18 protein-coding genes and 1 tRNA gene are annotated in these 17,974 nt (G+C 70.0%); 17 read left to right on the top strand and 2 right to left on the bottom strand.

Annotated features, from left to right (window positions below; genetic code table 11):
• From ACTHJJ_RS18235 to ACTHJJ_RS18170, 14 genes are all read left to right on the top strand, one after another.
• Positions 1 to 913, top strand: a 913-nt coding sequence (locus tag ACTHJJ_RS18235) for an NAD(P)-dependent malic enzyme (RefSeq protein WP_440304366.1), incomplete at its 5' end; no start/stop codon positions are given.
• Positions 914 to 915: 2 nt separating this feature from the next.
• Complete coding sequence (gene aceB / locus ACTHJJ_RS18230; protein WP_440304365.1) at positions 916 to 2,550, top strand: malate synthase A; 1,635 nt, start codon at positions 916 to 918, stop codon at positions 2,548 to 2,550.
• On the top strand, positions 2,547 to 3,797 hold the full coding sequence (locus tag ACTHJJ_RS18225; RefSeq protein WP_440304364.1) for a DUF6986 family protein: 1,251 nt from the start codon (positions 2,547 to 2,549) through the stop codon (positions 3,795 to 3,797). Before aceB ends, ACTHJJ_RS18225 begins: the two co-directional genes overlap by 4 nt.
• A 46-nt stretch (positions 3,798 to 3,843) precedes the next feature.
• Complete coding sequence (locus ACTHJJ_RS18220; RefSeq protein WP_440304363.1) at positions 3,844 to 4,497, top strand: NUDIX hydrolase; 654 nt, start codon at positions 3,844 to 3,846, stop codon at positions 4,495 to 4,497.
• Positions 4,498 to 4,741: 244 nt separating this feature from the next.
• Positions 4,742 to 4,990: a thiamine-binding protein gene (locus tag ACTHJJ_RS18215; protein WP_440304362.1), complete on the top strand. Its 249-nt coding sequence runs from the start codon at positions 4,742 to 4,744 to the stop codon at positions 4,988 to 4,990.
• Positions 4,974 to 5,369 carry a helix-turn-helix domain-containing protein gene (locus tag ACTHJJ_RS18210; RefSeq protein ID WP_440304361.1) on the top strand — a complete coding sequence of 132 codons (396 nt, stop codon included), beginning with the start codon at positions 4,974 to 4,976 and terminating at the stop codon, positions 5,367 to 5,369. Before ACTHJJ_RS18215 ends, ACTHJJ_RS18210 begins: the two co-directional genes overlap by 17 nt.
• A 167-nt stretch (positions 5,370 to 5,536) precedes the next feature.
• Entirely contained in the window at positions 5,537 to 6,034 is a 498-nt protein-coding gene (gene uraD, locus ACTHJJ_RS18205; protein ID WP_440304360.1) for a 2-oxo-4-hydroxy-4-carboxy-5-ureidoimidazoline decarboxylase, read from the top strand.
• Positions 6,031 to 6,363, top strand: a complete 333-nt coding sequence (gene uraH / locus ACTHJJ_RS18200; protein ID WP_440304359.1) for a hydroxyisourate hydrolase — start codon at positions 6,031 to 6,033, stop codon at positions 6,361 to 6,363. The genes uraD and uraH overlap by 4 nt, the downstream gene beginning before the upstream one ends.
• Positions 6,364 to 6,369: 6 nt before the next feature.
• Positions 6,370 to 7,278 carry a factor-independent urate hydroxylase gene (gene pucL / locus ACTHJJ_RS18195; RefSeq protein ID WP_440304358.1) on the top strand — a complete coding sequence of 303 codons (909 nt, stop codon included), beginning with the start codon at positions 6,370 to 6,372 and terminating at the stop codon, positions 7,276 to 7,278.
• Between the two features lie 28 nt (positions 7,279 to 7,306).
• Entirely contained in the window at positions 7,307 to 8,761 is a 1,455-nt protein-coding gene (locus ACTHJJ_RS18190) for a nucleobase:cation symporter-2 family protein (RefSeq protein ID WP_440304357.1), read from the top strand.
• Positions 8,762 to 8,967: 206 nt separating this feature from the next.
• A complete protein-coding gene (locus ACTHJJ_RS18185; protein ID WP_440304356.1) occupies positions 8,968 to 9,795 on the top strand; it encodes a hydroxypyruvate isomerase family protein in 828 nt (275 codons plus the stop codon).
• Between the two features lie 25 nt (positions 9,796 to 9,820).
• The gene (locus ACTHJJ_RS18180) at positions 9,821 to 10,714 is read left to right on the top strand and encodes a 2-hydroxy-3-oxopropionate reductase (protein WP_440304367.1); all 894 of its coding nucleotides are present in this window, start codon (positions 9,821 to 9,823) and stop codon (positions 10,712 to 10,714) included.
• A 44-nt stretch (positions 10,715 to 10,758) separates the two neighbouring features.
• Positions 10,759 to 12,534 (top strand): glyoxylate carboligase, encoded by a 1,776-nt coding sequence (gcl, locus tag ACTHJJ_RS18175; RefSeq protein WP_440304355.1) that lies wholly within the window; start codon positions 10,759 to 10,761, stop codon positions 12,532 to 12,534.
• Between the two features lie 12 nt (positions 12,535 to 12,546).
• On the top strand, positions 12,547 to 13,692 hold the full coding sequence (locus ACTHJJ_RS18170; RefSeq protein WP_440304354.1) for a glycerate kinase: 1,146 nt from the start codon (positions 12,547 to 12,549) through the stop codon (positions 13,690 to 13,692).
• Positions 13,693 to 13,830: 138 nt separating this feature from the next.
• Here ACTHJJ_RS18170 and ACTHJJ_RS18165 read toward each other — a convergent pair whose 3' ends face one another.
• On the bottom strand, positions 13,831 to 14,676 hold the full coding sequence (locus tag ACTHJJ_RS18165) for a bifunctional allantoicase/(S)-ureidoglycine aminohydrolase (protein ID WP_440304353.1): 846 nt from the start codon (positions 14,674 to 14,676) through the stop codon (positions 13,831 to 13,833).
• 119 nt (positions 14,677 to 14,795) lie between these two features.
• Here ACTHJJ_RS18165 and allB point away from each other — a divergent pair, with 119 nt between their 5' ends.
• Both allB and ACTHJJ_RS18155 read left to right on the top strand, forming a co-directional pair.
• The gene (allB, locus tag ACTHJJ_RS18160; protein ID WP_440304352.1) at positions 14,796 to 16,136 is read left to right on the top strand and encodes an allantoinase AllB; all 1,341 of its coding nucleotides are present in this window, start codon (positions 14,796 to 14,798) and stop codon (positions 16,134 to 16,136) included.
• Positions 16,133 to 16,891 carry an SDR family oxidoreductase gene (locus ACTHJJ_RS18155; protein ID WP_440304351.1) on the top strand — a complete coding sequence of 253 codons (759 nt, stop codon included), beginning with the start codon at positions 16,133 to 16,135 and terminating at the stop codon, positions 16,889 to 16,891. The genes allB and ACTHJJ_RS18155 overlap by 4 nt, the downstream gene beginning before the upstream one ends.
• Before the next feature lie 72 nt (positions 16,892 to 16,963).
• Here ACTHJJ_RS18155 and ACTHJJ_RS18150 read toward each other — a convergent pair whose 3' ends face one another.
• Positions 16,964 to 17,455: a YajQ family cyclic di-GMP-binding protein gene (locus ACTHJJ_RS18150; RefSeq protein ID WP_440304350.1), complete on the bottom strand. Its 492-nt coding sequence runs from the start codon at positions 17,453 to 17,455 to the stop codon at positions 16,964 to 16,966.
• A 98-nt stretch (positions 17,456 to 17,553) separates the two neighbouring features.
• Here ACTHJJ_RS18150 and ACTHJJ_RS18145 point away from each other — a divergent pair.
• Positions 17,554 to 17,637: transfer RNA gene (locus ACTHJJ_RS18145), tRNA-Tyr, on the top strand.
• Positions 17,638 to 17,974 lie beyond the last annotated feature (337 nt).

Genomic DNA, 17,974 nt, shown 5'->3' with positions numbered 1-17,974 from the left:
CGCCGGGGTCGACGCCTGGCCGGTGTGCCTCGACACGCAGGACACCGAGCAGATCATCTCGATCGTCAAGGCGATCGCGCCCGTCTACGGCGGGGTCAACCTCGAGGACATCGCCGCGCCGCGCTGCTTCGAGATCGAGCGCCGGCTGCGCGCCGAGCTCGACATCCCGGTGTTCCACGACGACCAGCACGGCACGGCCATCGTCGTGCTGGCCGCCCTGCGCAACGCCCTGCGGGTCGTCGACAAGCGCCTCGAGGACCTGCGCATCGTGGTCAGCGGTGTCGGTGCGGCCGGGCACGCCATCATCGAGCTGCTGGTCGCGCTCGGCGCCAGCGACATCGTCGCCTGCGGGAGCCGCGGCGCCATCCACCGGGGCGAGTCCTACGCCGATCCGGACCGCCAGTGGATCGCCGACCACACCAACGCCGGCAACGAGACGGGCAGCCTCCGCGAGGTCCTCAAGGGCGCGGACGTCTTCATCGGGGTCTCGGCGCCCAACCTCCTGACCGGTGACGACATCGCGACGATGGCGCGGGACGCCATCGTGTTCGCCCTGGCCAACCCGGACCCGGAGGTCGACCCGCTCGAGGCTGGCGAGCACGCGGCCGTCGTCGCGACCGGCCGCTCGGACTACCCCAACCAGATCAACAACGTGCTCGCCTTCCCCGGGTTCTTCCGGGGCATGCTCGACTCCGGCTCCGCCTCGATCACCCAGGAGGTCATGATCGCGGCCGCCAAGGCGATCGCCGACTCCGTCACATCGGACGAGCTGAACGCGAGCTACATCGTGCCGTCGGTCTTCGACCCGGTCGTCGCCCCGGCGGTCGCCGCCGCGGTCCGCCACGCCGTCGAGGCCGACACACGCCGGACCGCCGAGAACGGCGCCACCAACCACCACGACGAGGAGAAGTGACGATGCCCGCCGACCAGCAGACCCAGCCCGCCCTCGAGACCCCCGAGGGCGTGGCAGTGACCGGCGGACCGGTCGAGGGCATCGAGCAGATCCTCACGCCCGAGGCGCTCGCCTTCGTCGCGGCACTCCACCGCGAGTTCGCCGGGCGTCGCGACGAGCTGCTCGCGGCGCGCCGCAGTCGTCGTGAGCAGGCGGCGAGGGCAGGGCGGCTCGACTTCCTTCCCGAGACCGCACACATCCGGGAGGGCGACTGGCGGGTCGCGCCGGCCCCCGCCGACCTCGTCGACCGCCGCGTCGAGATGACCGGCCCGACCGATCGCAAGATGACGATCAACGCGCTGAACTCGGGGGCACGGGTCTGGCTGGCCGACATGGAGGACGCGAGCACGCCGCACTGGTCCAACGTCATCGGCGGCCAGGTCAACCTGCGCGACGCGATCCGCCGGACCATCGGCTTCACCTCCCCGGAGGGCAAGAGCTACGAGCTGCGCACGGACCAGCGGCTCGCCACGATCGTCATGCGCCCCCGCGGGTGGCACTTCGACGAGAAGCACGTGGCGGTCGACGGCACGCCCGTTGTCGGCGCCCTCGTCGACTTCGGCCTCTACTTCTTCCACAACGCCAAGGAGCTGCTGGCGCGGGGGAGCGGCCCCTACTTCTACCTGCCCAAGACCGAGAGCCACCTTGAGGCGCGGCTCTGGAACGACGTGTTCACCTACGCCGAGAGGGAGCTCGGCATCGAGCACGGCACGGTTCGGGCGACCGTGCTCATCGAGACGATCCCTGCCGCCTTCGAGATGGAGGAGATCCTCTACGAGCTGCGCGAGCACGCCTCGGGCCTCAATGCCGGTCGGTGGGACTACCTCTTCTCGATCATCAAGTACTTCCGGGACGCGGGGCCGGAGTTCGTCCTGCCCGACCGCGCCTCCGTGCCGATGACGACACCGTTCATGCGCGCCTACGCCGAGCTGCTCGTCAGGACGTGCCACAAGCGCGGCGCCTTCGCGATCGGCGGCATGTCGGCCTTCATCCCGAGCCGCCGCGACGAGGAGGTCAACGCGCGCGCCTTCGAGCAGGTTCGCAAGGACAAGGAGCGCGAGGCGGGCCAGGGCTTCGACGGCTCCTGGGTCGCCCACCCCGACCTCGTGCCCGTCTGCGAGGAGGTCTTCGACCGCGCCCTCGGTGACCGGCCGAACCAGCTCGACAACCTGCGGGACGACGTCTCGGTGACCCCGGCCGACCTGCTCGACCTCGCCTCCACGGAGGGTGGCATTACTCGGGAGGGCCTGCGCACGAACATCGAGGTCGCCCTGCTCTACCTCGAGTCGTGGCTGCGCGGCAACGGCGCCGTCGGTATCCACAACCTCATGGAGGACGCCGCGACGGCGGAGATCTCGCGGTCCCAGATCTGGCAGTGGGTGCACAACGGATCCCAGCTCGAGGACGGCACCACGGTCACCGCCGATCTCGTCCGCCAGGTCCTTGCCGACGAGCTCGACCGGTTCCGCGAGCAGTTCGGCGACGCCTATCAGGATCGGGAGTTCGACACCGCGGCAACGGTCTTCGAGCAGGTCGCGCTCGCCGAGGACTTCGCTGACTTCCTCACCCTGCCCGCCTACGAGGCGGTGGCCGAGTGAGCATCGAGGACCTGACGTCGCGGCTCGACACCCAGCTCGCTGACGCTGATGCCCGACATGCCCGCGACTACCCGGGTGACCGGGGAGTGCGCCAGCCGCTCCATACCGTCTACATCCCCGCAGACGCGTATGCCGCTCACACCGTTCGCGAGTGGGGTGACCGAGCGCTCGCCCTCCTCGACGAGCGGGGCCCCGACGCGGGCACGTTCGCCCGAGCGGCCGGGCTGCCCGAGGACATCGTCGGGCAGGTCTACCCGCGTGTCCGGGCCAAGCTCGAGCGCGAGCCGATCGAGGACGTCCGGATCGACTTCGAGGACGGCTTCGGCAGCCGCCCGGACGACGAGGAGGACGCTGAGGCCCTGAGGGCCGCGGGCGCCCTCGCCCAGTCGATCGAGGCGGGAAGCGCGGCGCCGTTCCACGGGATTCGGTTCAAGTCGTTCGAGGCACCGACGCGGCGCCGCGGGCTGCGGACCCTCGACCTCTTCGTCGGGGAGCTGGCCAAGCGCAGCGCTCTCGGAGACGGGTTCGTCCTGACGCTGCCCAAGGTGACGGCCGTCGAACAGGTCGAGGCGATGGTCACCGCGTGCGAGTGGCTCGAGGAGACCCATGGGCTTCCCGCGGGACGGCTCGGGTTCGAGATCCAGGTCGAGACGCCACAGTCGATCCTCGGACCCGACGGGACCGCCCTCGTCGCCCGCATGATCCACGCCGGCGCTGGTCGCGTCACGTCACTGCACTACGGCACCTACGACTACTCCGCCTCGTGCGGCATCGCCGCGGCCTACCAGAGCATGGAGCACCCCGCCGCAGACCACGCGAAGGCCGTCATGCAGGTCGCCGCCGCCGGCACCGGAGTCCACCTCTCCGACGGGTCGACGAACATCCTGCCGGTGGGCGACGAGGCCGCCGTCCGCCGCGGCTGGGCCCTGCACGCGTGCCTGGTCCGGCGCTCGCTCGAGCGGGGCTACTACCAGGGCTGGGACCTTCATCCGGCGCAGCTGCCGACCCGGTTCGCGGCGACGTTCGGGTTCTATCGGGACGGGTTCGACTCCGCTGCCGCGCGGCTGCGGGCCTACACGGGCGGCGGCGACTCGGAGTACCTCGACGAGCCGGCCACGGCGGTCGCGCTCGCCAACTTCGTGCTGCGGGGTGTCGAGTGCGGTGCCGTGGACGAGACCGAGCTCACGGATCAGGTGGGGATCGACCGGGCCGCCCTCGCAAGGCTGGCCCGGCACCGGACCGCCTGAGCCACCGGTCCGGCCTCGTGCCTGAGGCGCGGGCACAATGGCGATCGTGCCCACCGAGCCCGCTCACACAGAGCCCGTCCACGCCGAGCCCATCCACGCCGAGCCAGTCCACGCCGAGCCCATCCACGCCGAGCCCATCCACACCTTCGTCACCGTCCCGCCTGCGGAGCGGCCGCGGCGCGTCCGGCGTACGGCACGGGTGCTGCTCGTGGACGACCTGGACCGGATCCTGCTCTTCTCCGACAGCGACCCGGGGCTTCCCGGCCGGCGCTGGTGGATCACCCCGGGCGGCGGTGTCGACCCGGGTGAGACCGACCTCGCCGCGGCCGTCCGCGAGGTCGAGGAGGAGACCGGTTGCCTCATCCAGGAAGCGCAGCTCATCGGTCCGGTGCTCGTTCGTCAGGTGGTCCACGGGTACAGCGATGTGCTGATCGAGCAGGAGGACACCTTCTATGCCTGTTGGGTCCCCGCCTTCGAGGTGAGCGTCGTCGGCCACACCGAGCAGGAGCGGCTCACCCTCGAGAGTCACCGCTGGTGGACGCGTACGGAGCTCGCCACGACCGACGAGGAGATCTGGCCGACCTCCCTGCTCGCCCTGTGGGCCGATGCCGAGCAGCGCCGCGCCGAGCTCGACTCAGGCCTCCCGCCACGCACCCCTGCGGACGGCGGCACCGTGGAGGAGTCGACGGTCCCCGCCTGAGCCCGGCACGTCACCCCGCCCCGCTGGCCCCCTGCTGCGTGAGGGGCAGCAGCGGTACAGCCCCTTGCCCCTTGCCCCGTTCAGAGGGGCAGCTGGCCCCTTGCCCCGCTCAGAGGGGCAGCGGGCCCCTTGCCCCGGTGGGAGGGGCAGCGGGTCAGGGCATGAGGCGCGACCGGGTGGTGCCCCGCCAGCGAGCTCGGCGGCATCCCTCCTCAGATCGGGACGCGGCGGGTAGGTTCGAGGGATGCGGCTGGAGGTCGAGTTCACGACGGAGCCGTTCGTCGGCGAGGCGGACGAGGCGCCGGCCCATGCGATCCGCGCGCTCAGCGTCGCGACGGAGGCGGGGCTCACGGCCGACTTCGGTCCGCTCGGCACGCTCGTCACCGGCCAGTCGGACGACATCGTCAAGGCCCTCGGGCCCATCGTCGAGGCGGCCCTGCAGGCGGGCGCCTCCCGGATCACCCTTCAGGTGTACCGTGCCGACGGCGAGTGACCGGCCGGCCCACGAGGCCCTCGCCGAGGCGATCCAGCCGCTGCTCGCGCAGATCGGCGGCGATGTCGTTCCCCTGGCGGAACGACGCCCAGGCGACGTCGTCCTTGAGTGGGAGGGGCGGCCTGCACTGGCGGTTCGCCTCGAGAGTGCTTCGGCGCCGAGCGAGCCCAGCAGCCTCGAGCACCTCATGCAGGTCGTCGCGACCGAGCTGGGCGCGCCGCTCGACCCGCTGAGCCGGCCCCTCAAGCAGCGAGCGGTGCGCATCCTCGAGGAGCGCGGAGCCTTCACCTACCGGAGGTCGGCCGAGGCCATCGCCGAGGCGCTCGGGGTCTCGCGCTTCACCGTCTACAACTACCTGAACCGCGACCGGGCCGGCTGAGCCTCACGGCGCAGCCGTGCTGCCGGGGTCCGACGCACCGCCTGCCGACCCGCCGACAGCGACCGAAAAATTGTCTTCAACAAACTGTTGACCCTCCCAGAGGGGCCGTGTCACTCTTTCGAGTAACGGAAAACTGATTCCGTGAAGTGAGAGAGGCAAGGTGGCCTGTGATCGCACTCGACCGCATCAACCATGTCGAGGACGACGTCCTCACCAAGACGCTGCTCGCCTGTTGTGACGTGCCCAGCTGGGCCGACGCCGTCCGAGAGGGGCGGCCCTACGCAGACGTCGAGAGTCTGCTCGCCGTCGCGAACGCGGCGGCCCGCCGGTTCACCCCGGCCGAGGTCGACCGGGCTCTGGCTGCCCACCCCCGGATCGGGGAGCGGGCCAAGGGCGCGGGCACTGAGGCGGCCTGGTCCCGCGAGGAGCAGTCCACCGTCTCTCGCGACGAGCAGACGCAGCAGGACCTCCTCGAGGGCAACCGCGCCTACGAAAAGCGTTTCGGACGGGTCTTCCTCATCTGCGCCACCGGCCTCAGCGGTGAGCAGATCCTCGCCTCGCTGCGGGAGCGTCTCGGCAACGACGACGCGACCGAGGCAGCCGTTGTCGCAGAGGAGCTGCGCAAGATCGCGCTCCTCCGTCTCCGAAAGGTCGTCGAGTCATGAGCGCGATCACCACCCATGTCCTCGACACCGCACTGGGCAGGCCGGCAGAAGGTGTGCCGGTCCGCCTCGAATCCATCACCGACACCGTGACCACCCTGGCCACCGCGAAGACCAATGCGGACGGCCGGGTCGGCGACCTCGGCCCCGATCGGGTCGAGGCCGGCACCTACCGCCTGGTGTTCGACACCGCGAGCTACTTCACCGCCACGGGCCAGAACGCCTTCTTCCCCGAGGTCAGCCTCACCTTCACGCTGGCCGATCCCGAGCAGCACTACCACGTGCCGGTACTGCTGTCCCCATTCGCTTACTCGACTTATCGAGGGAGTTGACTTCCCATGGCCATCAAGCTTGGACCCAATCAGTACGGCAAGGCCCAGACCCACGTCGTCCGGGTCTACCGTGACACCCCCCGCCACGAGATCCGTGATCTCACAGTGGGCACCTCTCTGCGCGGCGACTTCAGCGAGGCGCACATCCATGGTGACCAGGGCGAGGTCCTGCCGACCGACACCCAGAAGAACACCGTCTTCTCCTTCGCGAAGGAGAAGGGCATCGAGTCGCCCGAGCAGTTCGGCCTCGAGCTGGCCGACCACTTCCTCGCCACCTCGCCTCGGGCGGACGGCGCCCGCATCGAGCTTGACGAGGTGACGTGGAGCCGGATCCAGGCGGAGGGCAAGGAGCACGACCATGCCTTCGTCCAGACCGGTGGCGGGGTCCGCACTGCAGTCGTCAACGTCGACGGCCGTGGCGCCGACCGCAAGGCCTACGTCGTGTCCGGCATCAAGGACCTCGTCGTCCTCAAGTCGACCGGCTCAGAGTTCCACGGCTTCCTCAAGGACAAGTACACGACCCTCGAGCCGACGAACGACCGGATCATGGCAACGTCCCTGATCGCCCGCTGGCGCTACAACACGACCGACGGCGTCGACTGGAACAAGGACTACGAGGGCATCAAGGCCGTCCTGCTCGAGAAGTTCGCGACGATCCACTCCTACGCCCTCCAGCAGACGCTCTACGGCATGGGCGAGGCCGCGCTCGAGCAGTTCCCGCAGCTCGACGAGATCAAGTTCTCGGCGCCCAACAAGCACCACTTCCTCGTCGACCTGTCGCCCTTCGGCGTCGAGAACCCCAACGAGGTGTTCTATGCCGCCGACCGCCCCTACGGGCTCATCGAGGCCACCGTCCTGCGGGACGACGGGACCGACCCCGGCTCAGCGTGGCACGCCGTTCCGGCCTTCGTCTGAAGCCATGTCCTGAACGGAGCGTCCACCCATGGCAACGAAATCCGTCGAGGAGCGTCCTGCCCCTGCTCGACCTGAAGACCAGAAGTACGGCTTCGGCCAGCTGCTCGTCTACGGCACCCAGCACATCCTGACGATGTACGGCGGGGTCATCGCGCCACCGCTCATCGTGGGCGGCGCCGCCGGCCTCTCCGCCGGTGACATGGCCCTGCTCGTCACGGCCGGACTGTTCATCAGCGGGCTCGCCACGCTGCTGCAGACTCTCGGCCTCGGGCGGTTCGGCAGCCGGCTGCCGATCGTCCAGGGCATCTCCTTCGCGAGCGTGTCCACCATGGTCGCCATCGCCCAGCACGGTGGGGTGCGCCCCGTCTTCGGCGCGATCATCGTGGCCGGCCTGATCGGCCTCGTCCTGTCGTCCTTCTTCGCCCAGCTCGTGCGGCTGTTCCCAGCCGTCGTCACGGGAACGATCATCACCGTGATCGGCCTGTCCCTCATGCCCGTCGCGTTCAGCTGGGCGATGGGCAACGACGCCAAGGCGCCCGGCTACGGGTCCGTCTCGAACATCGCGTTCGCCGGCCTGACCCTGCTCATCATCCTGGTCATCAGCAGGGTCTTCCAGGGGCCGATCTCCCGTCTGTCCATCCTCATCGGCCTGGTCGTCGGCACGCTGATCGCGGCCCTGGTCGGGAAGGCCGACTTCTCCAAGGTCGGCGAGACGAAGATCTTCGCCCTGCCGCCGATCCTCCACTTCGGGACGCCGACCTTCCAGGCCGGGGCCATCGTCTCGATGACCATCGTCGTGCTCGTCATCATGACCGAGACGACGGCCGACATCCTCGCGATCGGCGAGATCGTCGGGACACCGGTCGACGCCAAGCGGGTCGCGGACGGGCTCCGGGCCGACATGGTCTCCACGACCGTCGCACCGGTCTTCGGCAGCTTCCCGTGCAGTGCCTTCGCCCAGAACGTCGGCCTCGTCGCGCTGACCGGCATCAAGAGCCGCTTCGCGGTGGCAGCCGGCGGCGGAGTCCTCCTCGTGCTCGGGCTGCTACCGGTCGTCGGCGCCGTCGTCGCCGCGATCCCGTATCCCGTCCTCGGAGGCGCCGGCATCGTCCTGTTCGGCTCCGTCGCGGCGAGTGGTATCCGTACGCTCTCGCGGGTCGACTACCACGACAACCTCAACATGGTCATCGTGTCCGTTGCCATCGCGGTCGGCATCATCCCGATCGCAGCGCCGACCTTCTGGGACGCGTTCCCGACCTGGTTCAGCGTCATCATGCACTCCGGCATCAGCGCGACGGCGGTCGTCGCGGTCGTCCTCAACCTGCTGTTCAACGAGGTCAGGGCGGGCAACAGGCCGGGGGCGTCGGTCTTCGCGGCCGCCGAGAGCGAGTACGACGAGCTCGGCGACACCCTCGACGACGAGCTGCGCGGGGAGAAGCGCCCGGTGCCGAACAGCCGCCGCAAGCCGGCCGCCGAGAGCTGACCGCACGCTCAACCGCACCACGTATGGCGCTCGGCGGGCTGAGCGACTCCCGCTGAGCGGCATACGCGGTGCCGTCGGCCCCGGCGCCCCGGTCCATCCCCCGGCATCTTGGGGGTTGACCTCGGCATGCCGACGATCTACCGTGAATTTCACGATACAGATATAGAGTTCCGCAATACGAAATGATGGAAGGAAGTGAGCCGGTCATGACGACCCACCACCTCCGCTACCTCGCCAACTGCTCGATGCTCTTTACCGAGGTGCCCCTCCTCGAGCGGCCCGCAGCCGCCAAGGCCGCCGGCTTCGACGTGATCGAGTTCTGGTGGCCCTGGCCGGACCAGCCCGTCCCCGCCGACAGGGACGTCGACGCCTTCGTCGCGGCCGTGGAGGACGGCGGGGTCCGGCTCGCGGGCCTCAACTTCTTCGCCGGCGATCTGGCCGGCCCCGACTGCGGCGTCTTGTCGATCCCCTCCCGGGTACAGCAGTTCCGCGACAACGTCGACGTGGCCGTCGGGATCGGCGAGCGGCTCGGCACCGGCGTCTTCAACGCCCTCTACGGCAACCGGGTCGACGACGCGACGCCCGAGCAGCAGGACGAGCTTGGCACCGAGAGCCTGGTCGTCGCGGCGAAGGCGGCCGACGCGATCGGTGCGACCGTCCTCGTCGAGGCCGTGAGCGGGCCGAAGCCCTACCCCCTGCGCACCGCTGCCGATGCGGTCTCCGCCGTCGGGCGGGCGCGCGCGGCGGGGGCCGACAACGTCGCCTTCCTTCTCGACATCTTCCATCTGGCGAACAACGGCGACGACGTCGACGCGGCGATCCGCGACCACATCCGGACCATCGGGCACGTCCAGGTCGCCGACTTCCCCGGGCGGGGGGAGCCCGGCACTGGTCAGCTCGACATCGACCGCCACCTCGGCGACCTCCAGTCGGCCGGCTACGGCGGCTACGTCGGGCTCGAGTACAAGCCGACCACGACGACCGAGGACAGCCTCTCGTGGCTGCCGCGGGAGCGCCGCGGCGCCTCGAGCTGACTCGACCACCCTGAGCCACAAGGAGATCCAGGACATGAGCACCATCGCCTTCATCGGTCTCGGCATCATGGGCGGCCCGATGGCGGTCCATCTGCAGAACGCCGGCAACGATGTCGTCGGCTACAACCGCACACCCGACAAGACGCAGCCGCTCGTCGCGGCCGGCGGTCGAGCCGCCCAGTCCATCGCCGATGCCGTCGCGGACGCCGACGTCGTCTGCGTCATGGTCCCCGACTCGCCGGACGTGCGCGACGTCCTCGCGGGGGAGGGCGGCGTCTTCGACAACGCCAAGCCGGGCGCCCTCGTCATCGACTTCTCGAGCATCCGCCCCGACGTCACCGTCGAGCTGGCCGAGCAGGCCCGCGAGCGGGGCTTCCGCCTCCTCGACGCACCAGTCTCCGGCGGCGAGGCCGGTGCCAAGAACGCCGCCCTGTCCATCATGGTCGGCGGCGCCGGCGAGGACTTCGAGGCGGCGAAGCCGGTCCTCGACGCGGTCGGCAAGACGGTTGTCCATGTCGGGCCGAGCGGCTCGGGCCAGACGGTCAAGGCCGCCAACCAGCTCATCGTCGCCGCCAACATCCAGGCCCTCGCCGAGGCCGTCGTCTTCCTCGAGGCCTACGGCGTCGACACCGAGGCTGCCCTCGAAGTCCTCGGCGGCGGCCTGGCCGGGTCGAAGGTCCTCGACCAGAAGAAGGGCAACATGCTCTCCCGGTCCTTCGAGCCCGGCTTCCGCATCCAGCTGCACCACAAGGATCTCGGCATCGTCACTGCGGCAGCGCGTGAGGCCGGTGTCGTGATCCCGCTCGGCTCGCTCGTCGCCCAGCTGATGGCCTCGGCCAAGGCGGTCGGCGATGGCGGCCTCGACCACTCGGGCCTGCTCCGCGGTGTCGAGCGGCTCTCCGGCCGCGAGCGCAGCTGAGCCGCGCGGCATACCTAATCGTTTCAGACAGCAAGGAAACTCCCATGGCACGTATGCGCGCAGTCGACGCCGCCGTCCTCATCCTGGAGAAGGAAGGGGCGACCCAGGCCTTCGGCCTGCCCGGCGCCGCGATCAACCCGTTCTACTCGGCGATGAGGGCACACGGCGGCGTCAAGCACGTCCTCGCCCGCCACGTCGAGGCCGCCTCGCACATGGCCGAGGGCTACACGCGGGCCGCCGCGGGCAACATCGGCATCTGCATCGGCACCTCCGGGCCGGCCGGCACCGACATGATCACCGGCCTCTACTCGGCCTCGGCCGACTCGATCCCGATCCTCTGCATCACCGGACAGGCGCCCGTCGCCAGGCTCGACAAGGAGGACTTCCAGGCGGTCGACATCGCCTCGATCGCCGCCCCGGTCACCAAGTGGGCCAAGACCGTGCTCGAGCCGGCTCAGGTCCCCGGCGTCTTCCAGAAGGCGTTCCAGCTCATGCGCAGCGGCCGGCGGGGCCCGGTCCTCGTCGACCTGCCGATCGACGTCCAGCTCGCCGAGATCGAGTTCGACATCGAGACCTACGAGCCGCTGCCGGTCGCGCACCCGCGGGCGACCCGCGCCCAGGCCGAGAAGGCCCTGGCGATGCTCAACGCGGCGGAACGGCCGCTCATCGTCGCCGGCGGCGGCATCTTCAACGCCGACGCGGCGGACCGGCTCGTCGAGTTCGCCGAGATCGTCGGCGTGCCGGTCGTGCCGACGCTCATGGCCTGGGGCGTGCTCCCCGACGACCACGAGCTCATGGCCGGCATGGTCGGCCTGCAGACCTCGCACCGCTACGGCAATGCGACGATGCTCGAGTCCGACTTCGTGCTCGGGATCGGCAACCGCTGGGCCAACCGGCACACCGGCTCGGTGGCGAAGTACACCGAGGGACGCACCTTCGTGCACGTCGACATAGAGCCGACGCAGATCGGCCGCGTCTTCGCGCCCGACTACGGCATCGTCTCGGACGCTGGCGCCGCCCTCGATGCCTTCATCGAGGTGGCGCGGGAGTGGCGCGACGAGGGCCGCCTCACGGACCGTGGCGTCTGGGCCAAGGAGTGCCAGCAGCGCCGGGCGACGATGCAGCGCAAGACGAACTTCGACGCCGTCCCGCTCAAGCCGCAGCGGGTCTACCAGGAGATGAACCGGGCGTTCGGGCCGGACACCCGCTACGTCACGACGATCGGCCTGTCCCAGATCCAGGCCGCCCAGCTGCTGCACGTCTACAAGCCGCGGCACTGGATCAACGCCGGCCAGGCGGGCCCCCTCGGCTGGACCCTGCCCGCGGCGCTCGGTGTCGCGACGGCGGTGCCGGACTCGACGGTGGTCGCGCTCTCGGGCGACTACGACTTCCAGTTCCTCATCGAAGAGCTCGCGGTCGGGGCGCAGTTCCGGATCCCCTACATCCACGTCGTCGTGAACAACGCCTACCTCGGGCTGATCCGGCAGTCGCAGCGCGGCTTCGAGATGGACTACCACGTCCAGCTCTCGTTCGACAACATCAACGCCCCGGAGGTCAACGGGTATGGCGTCGACCATGTGAAGGTCGCAGAAGGGCTGGGCTGCAAGGCGGTTCGCGTCTTCGAGCCGGACGACATCCTGCCCGCCCTCGAGAAGGCGAAGGCGCTCGCCCAGGAGTTCTCCGTGCCGGTCGTCGTCGAGATGGTGCTCGAGCGGGTGACGAACGTGTCGATGGGCACCGAGCTCGACAACGTCGTGGAGTTCGAGGAGCTCGCCGAGCGGGGCGAGGACGCGCCGACGGCGATCGCCCTGCTCGACTGAGACGCTGGGGCCATGACGACCGTCCTGATCGCCGCCGACAAGTTCAAGGGCACGCTCACCGCGGCCGAGGTGGCCGCTGCGGTCGCGGCCGGTCTCCGGCGGGTGAGTGACCCCGAGATCCAGGTCGTGCCTGTCGCCGATGGCGGCGACGGCACGGTGGCCGCGGCGATCGAAGCCGGCTTCAGCGCGGTGCCGGTCACCGCGTCGGGGCCGACCGGGCAGCCCGTCACGACGACCTGGGCCAGGCGCGGCGAGACCGCGGTCATCGAGATGGCCGACGTCACCGGACTGGTCCGGCTCCCGGGTGGCCGGCTCGACCCGCTCCACGCGACGAGCCGGGGCCTGGGCGAGGTGATCGCGGCTGCGATCGACGGCGGATGCCACGACATCGTGGTCGGCATCGGTGGCAGCGCGAGCACCGACGGGGGAGCCGGCATGGTGCAGGCGCTTGGTGCGCGTCTCACCGACGACACGGGCCTTGAGCTCGGCGGTGGGGGCGTGGGTCTGTCCGCCCTCGCCGCCGTCGATCTCAGCGGCCTGCGGCGGCGGATCGAGGGCGTGCGGTTCACGTTCGCCTGCGACGTCGACACCCCGCTGACCGGGCCCCGAGGCGCCGCTGCCGTCTACGGGCCGCAGAAGGGCGCGAGCCCGACCGACGTCGCAGTGCTCGACGCAGCCCTGGAGCGCTGGGCCGACGTCGTCGCCGCGGCGACCGGACGGGACGAGCGCGCCGCTGCGGGCGCCGGCGCCGCCGGCGGGGTGGGGTATGCCGCTCTCGCCCTCCTCGGCGCGACCCTCCGGCCCGGCATCGACCTCGTCCTCGAGCTGGTCGGGTTCTCCGAGGCGCTCGAGGCCCTCGGACCGGGCGACCTCGTCGTCACGGGCGAGGGGTCGCTCGACGAGCAGACCCTGCACGGCAAGGCGCCGGCCGGGGTCGCGGCGGCAGCGCGTGCCCGGGGCGTCCCGGTCGTGGCGGTCTGCGGACGGGCCACGCTGTCCAGTGAGCGGCTCGAGCGGGCCGGCATCTCAGCGGCATACGCGCTGGTCGACGTGGAGCCGGACATCACCCGTTGCATGACGCAACCGGCGCCGATCCTCGAGGAGCTGGGCGCGCTCATCGCGCGCGAGCACCTCACCCTCCGATCGAGCGTGCAGTAATCCTCATCGACAGTGCAGAAGTCTGGATCGAGAGTGCACGAATCCGGATCGATAGTGCAGAAGTCTGGATCGAGAGTGCACCCTCGATTCAGAGAACTGCACTCTCGATTGCAGGTGAGGCAGAGGCGAGCGACCAGCTCAGAGCAGCTGGCGGGAGAGCTTGGCGTGGCGGTTGACGTCCTTGTAGAGCAGGTAGCGGAACCGGCCCGGGCCGCCCGCGTAGCAGGCCTGCGGGCAGAAGGCACGCAGCCACATGAAGTCGCCCTCCTGGACCTCGACCCAGTCCTGGTTGAGCAGGTAGACCGCCTTGCCCTCGAGGACGTAGAGGCCGTGCTCCATGACGTGCGTCTCCGGGAAGGGGATGACACCGCCGGGCTGGAAGTTCACGATGGTGACGTGCATGTCGTGGCGGACATCCGTGGGGTCGACGAATCGCTGTGTCGCCCAGCGGCCCTCGGTCCCCGGCATCTCCGCGGCGGGGACCTGCGTCTCGTTCGTCACGAAGGCCTCCGGCGCCTCGATGCCGTCCACGCGCTCGTATGCCTTGCGGATCCAGTGGAACCGCGCCGCCTCGTCGCCGTCGTTGCGCAGCGTCCAGCGGCAGCCGGGCGGCAGGTAGGCGTAGCCGCCGGGTCCCATCTCGTGCCGCTCGTCCCCGATGGTCAGGACGACCTCGCCCTCGACGACGAAGAGGACGCCCTCGGCCTCGGGGTCGAGCTCGGGCCGCTCGCTGCCGCCGCCGGGGGAGACCTCGACGATGTACTGCGAGAACGTCTCGGCGAAGCCGGAGAGGGGCCGGGCGATGACCCAGAGGCGGGTCTCGTCCCAGAAGGGGAGGTAGCTCGTCACGATGTCGCGCATCGTGCCGCGGGGGAGGACGGCATACGCCTCCGTGAAGACGGCCCGGTCCGTGGTCAGCTGGCTCTGGTCCGGGTGGCCGCCGCGGGGGGCGTAGTAGCGCGGGGCAGCGGGACCGGCTGGCATGGGGTCTCCTCGACATCATCCGGAGCAGATCAACTCCGGAATATGGATAAACCTTTCCGCAAAGAGGAAAGCATGGGAGAGTATCGGCGTCAAGCACCGGAGTCATCAGGAGGACAGCGGTGAGCAGTCTCGACCTCGTGATCAGGGCCCAGCGCGTCGTCACCCCGTCGGGGGAGAGGAGTGCTGCGGTCGGAGTCAGGGAGGGCAGGATCGTCGCGGTCGAGCCTCTCGACACCGGGCTCTCCGGGACGAGTGAGGTCGAGCTCGGCGACGACGAGGTCCTCCTGCCGGGCATCGTCGACTCGCACGTGCACGTCAACGACCCGGGACGAACCGAGTGGGAGGGCTTCGCCTCGGCGACCAAGGCCGCGGCCTCGGGCGGTGTGACGACGATCGTCGACATGCCCCTCAACAGCATCCCGCCGACCGTCGACGTGCCGGCCCTCGCCGTGAAACGCAAGACGGCCGCGGACCAGGCCTGGGTCGACGTCGGCTTCTGGGGTGGAGCGGTGCCCGGCAACGCGAGCCAGCTCGAGCCGCTCTGGGACGAGGGCGTCTACGGGTTCAAGTGCTTCCTGCTCCACTCCGGTGTCGACGAGTTCCCGCCCCTCGACTCGCGAGGGCTCGAGGCCGCGATGCGGTCCATCGCGGCCTTCGACGGCCTGCTCATCGTCCACGCCGAGGATGCGCCGACCATCGAGGCGGCGGTCAACGAGGGCGGCAGGCGCTACGCCGATTTCCTCAGCTCGCGACCGCGCCAGGCCGAGAACCTCGCCGTCGCGCACGTCATCGACCTCGCGCGCCAGACCGGGTGCCGGGTGCACATCCTGCACGTCTCGAGCTCGGAGGCACTGCCCCTCATCGCGGCCGCCCGGCGCGAGGGTGTGCGGATCACCGCGGAGACGTGCCCCCACTACCTGACCTTCGCCTCGGAGGACGTGCCCGACGGCGCGACGGCCTACAAGTGCTGCCCGCCGATCCGGGAGAGCGACAACCGCGACCTGCTCTGGGAGGGCCTGCGCGACGGGACGATCGACATCGTCGTGACCGACCACTCGCCCTCGACCCTTGACCTCAAGTGCCTCGACAGCGGCGACTTCGGGGCGGCCTGGGGTGGCGTGGCCTCCCTCCAGATCGGCTTGTCAGCGGTCTGGACCGGAGCCCGGGAGCGCGGCCTCGCGCTCACGGACGTGGTGCAGTGGATGTCGCGCGGGCCGGCCGACTTCGTCCGGCTGCAGCGCAAGGGCCGGATCGCGGTCGGCTCGGACGCGGACTTGTGCGTCTTCGCCCCGGAGGACACGTTCGTCGTGGACGAGACCCGGCTCCAGCACCGCAACCCCATCACCCCCTACTCCGGGCGCACGCTCCACGGCGTCGTCCGCAGCACCTGGCTGCGCGGGGCCCGGGTGGACATCGACGCCGGCCCTCGAGGGCGACTGCTGCGCCGGGGCGAGGGATGAGCACCGCTGCACCTTCTGTACCGCCCACCGCCGTCGTGACCGGCGCGGGCTCGGGCCTCGGCCGCGTCATCACCCGCGGGTTGCTCGACGCCGGGTTCCAGGTCGCGCTGCTCGGCCGGCGCGGCGAGGCGTTGGACGAGACGGTCGGTGACCGGTACGGGTCGCTCGTCATCCCCACGGATGTGACGAACGACGGCGCCGTGGCGTCGGCGTTCGCCGCCGTCGTATCGGAGTGGGGGCGTCTTGACCTGCTCGTCAACAACGCCGGCACGTTCGGCCCCGTGGGAGAGGCGGACGCGGTGTCCGTCGACGACTGGCGCCAGACGATCGAGGTCAACCTCACCGGCACGTTCCTGTGCTGCCGGGAGGCCTTCGGCATCATGCGGGAGCAGTCGCCGCAAGGCGGCCGGATCATCAACAACGGGTCGATCTCCGCGCACGTGCCGAGGCCGGGTCAGGTCGCCTATGCGGCCAGCAAGCATGCGGTCACCGGCCTGACGAAGTCGCTCGCCCTGGACGGCCGTCCGTATCGCATCGTCGTCGGCCAGATCGACATCGGCAACGCCGCGACCGACATGACCGCCGGCTTCGCCGACGGCGCCCGCCAGGCCGACGGGTCGGTCCGTCCCGAGCCGACCTTCGACCCCGCGCACGTCGCCGACGCCGTCGTGGCCATGGCCCGGCTGCCGCTCGACGTCAGCGTGCCGTCCCTGATGATGCTCGCGAGCCAGATGCCCTACGCGGGCCGCGGCTGAGAGGCCGCCCCGAACAAGGGGTATGCCGCCCAGCTCGCGAGGTGGCCGGCATACCTGTTGCTTGTTGCTGGGTCAGCGGTAGTTCGTGAAGGTGAGCGCGACGTCGAGGTCGGCTTCCTTCAGCATCCGCTGGACGGCCTGCAGGTCATCGCGGGACTTGCTCGTCACGCGCAGCTCGTCGCCCTGGATCTGTGACTTGACGCCCTTGGGGCCCTCGTCGCGGATCAGCTTGTTGATCTTCTTCGCGTTCTCCTGCGAGATGCCCTCCTTGAGGGGCACGTCGAGCTTGTACTCCTTGCCGGAGACTCGCGGCTTCTCGGGGACGTCGAGGTGCTTGAGGCTGACCTTCCGCTTGACGAGGTGGGTCTTGACGACGTCGAGGACGGCGAGGCAGCGCTCCTCGGTGTTGGCCTTCATCGCGATCGACTCGCCGGAGAGGCTGACCTCGGCGCCGACGTTCTTGAAGTCGTAGCGCTGGGCGATCTCCTTGGCGGCCGAGTTGACCGCGTTGGCGATCTCCTGCTTGTCGAACTTGCTCACGATGTCGAACGATGAGTCGGCCATGGTGGCTCCTTCCGCGGCGGGTTCATGGGGTGGGCGGCATCGTCCGAGGTCGATTCGAACCGGCGCCCGATCTCTTGCTATCCTTCCAGACGCACCACGGCAGGTTGTCCGAGCGGCCAATGGAAGCGGACTGTAAATCCGTCGCGAAAGCTACGAAGGTTCGAATCCTTCACCTGCCACCATGTGCTCAGGAGGGCCCCTGACCTGCGGAAACGCTGGTCAGGGGCCTTTCTGTCAGGTGGTCGACCATGAAGGCGGGGGGAGTGCGCGGTCCATGCGGCCGGTGTCCCTGACCGGTGCTGCCCTGTTGGGCCCGTCGCCGATCATGTCCGGTGCGGCCGGTCTCCGGGCACGAACGACCGTGGAGCGGGTCTCGCGGTTTCAGGTTGAAGGGCGTCATGGCCGGGAAACAATTGGTGCCATGTTCGGGTCGATGCGTCCACTGGACCGGGATGTCCAGGAGGCGTATCTCGCCCGCTTGGGGGTCGTGGCGGAGCCGCCCTCGGCGGAGAGCCTGCG

It is taken from the genome of Intrasporangium sp., assembly GCF_051961875.1.
Lineage (GTDB): Bacteria > Actinomycetota > Actinomycetes > Actinomycetales > Dermatophilaceae > Intrasporangium_A.
The sequence above is the reverse complement of the archived record's forward strand: the minus strand, read 5'-3'. Positions and strand labels throughout refer to the sequence as shown.

Bases quoted from the DNA above. Each gene is read 5' to 3' on its own strand.
- ACTHJJ_RS18170 (WP_440304354.1), top strand. From the start codon at position 12,547: ATGACGACCGTCCTGATCGCCGCCGACAAGTTCAAGGGCACGCTCACC.
- ACTHJJ_RS18165 (WP_440304353.1), bottom strand. From the start codon at position 14,676: ATGCCAGCCGGTCCCGCTGCCCCGCGCTACTACGCCCCCCGCGGCGGC.
- ACTHJJ_RS18215 (WP_440304362.1), top strand. From the start codon at position 4,742: ATGCGGCTGGAGGTCGAGTTCACGACGGAGCCGTTCGTCGGCGAGGCG.
- gcl (WP_440304355.1), top strand. From the start codon at position 10,759: ATGGCACGTATGCGCGCAGTCGACGCCGCCGTCCTCATCCTGGAGAAG.
- pucL (WP_440304358.1), top strand. From the start codon at position 6,370: ATGGCCATCAAGCTTGGACCCAATCAGTACGGCAAGGCCCAGACCCAC.
- ACTHJJ_RS18155 (WP_440304351.1), top strand. From the start codon at position 16,133: ATGAGCACCGCTGCACCTTCTGTACCGCCCACCGCCGTCGTGACCGGC.
- ACTHJJ_RS18190 (WP_440304357.1), top strand. From the start codon at position 7,307: ATGGCAACGAAATCCGTCGAGGAGCGTCCTGCCCCTGCTCGACCTGAA.
- uraH (WP_440304359.1), top strand. From the start codon at position 6,031: ATGAGCGCGATCACCACCCATGTCCTCGACACCGCACTGGGCAGGCCG.
- ACTHJJ_RS18150 (WP_440304350.1), bottom strand. From the start codon at position 17,455: ATGGCCGACTCATCGTTCGACATCGTGAGCAAGTTCGACAAGCAGGAG.
- ACTHJJ_RS18185 (WP_440304356.1), top strand. From the start codon at position 8,968: ATGACGACCCACCACCTCCGCTACCTCGCCAACTGCTCGATGCTCTTT.
- aceB (WP_440304365.1), top strand. From the start codon at position 916: ATGCCCGCCGACCAGCAGACCCAGCCCGCCCTCGAGACCCCCGAGGGC.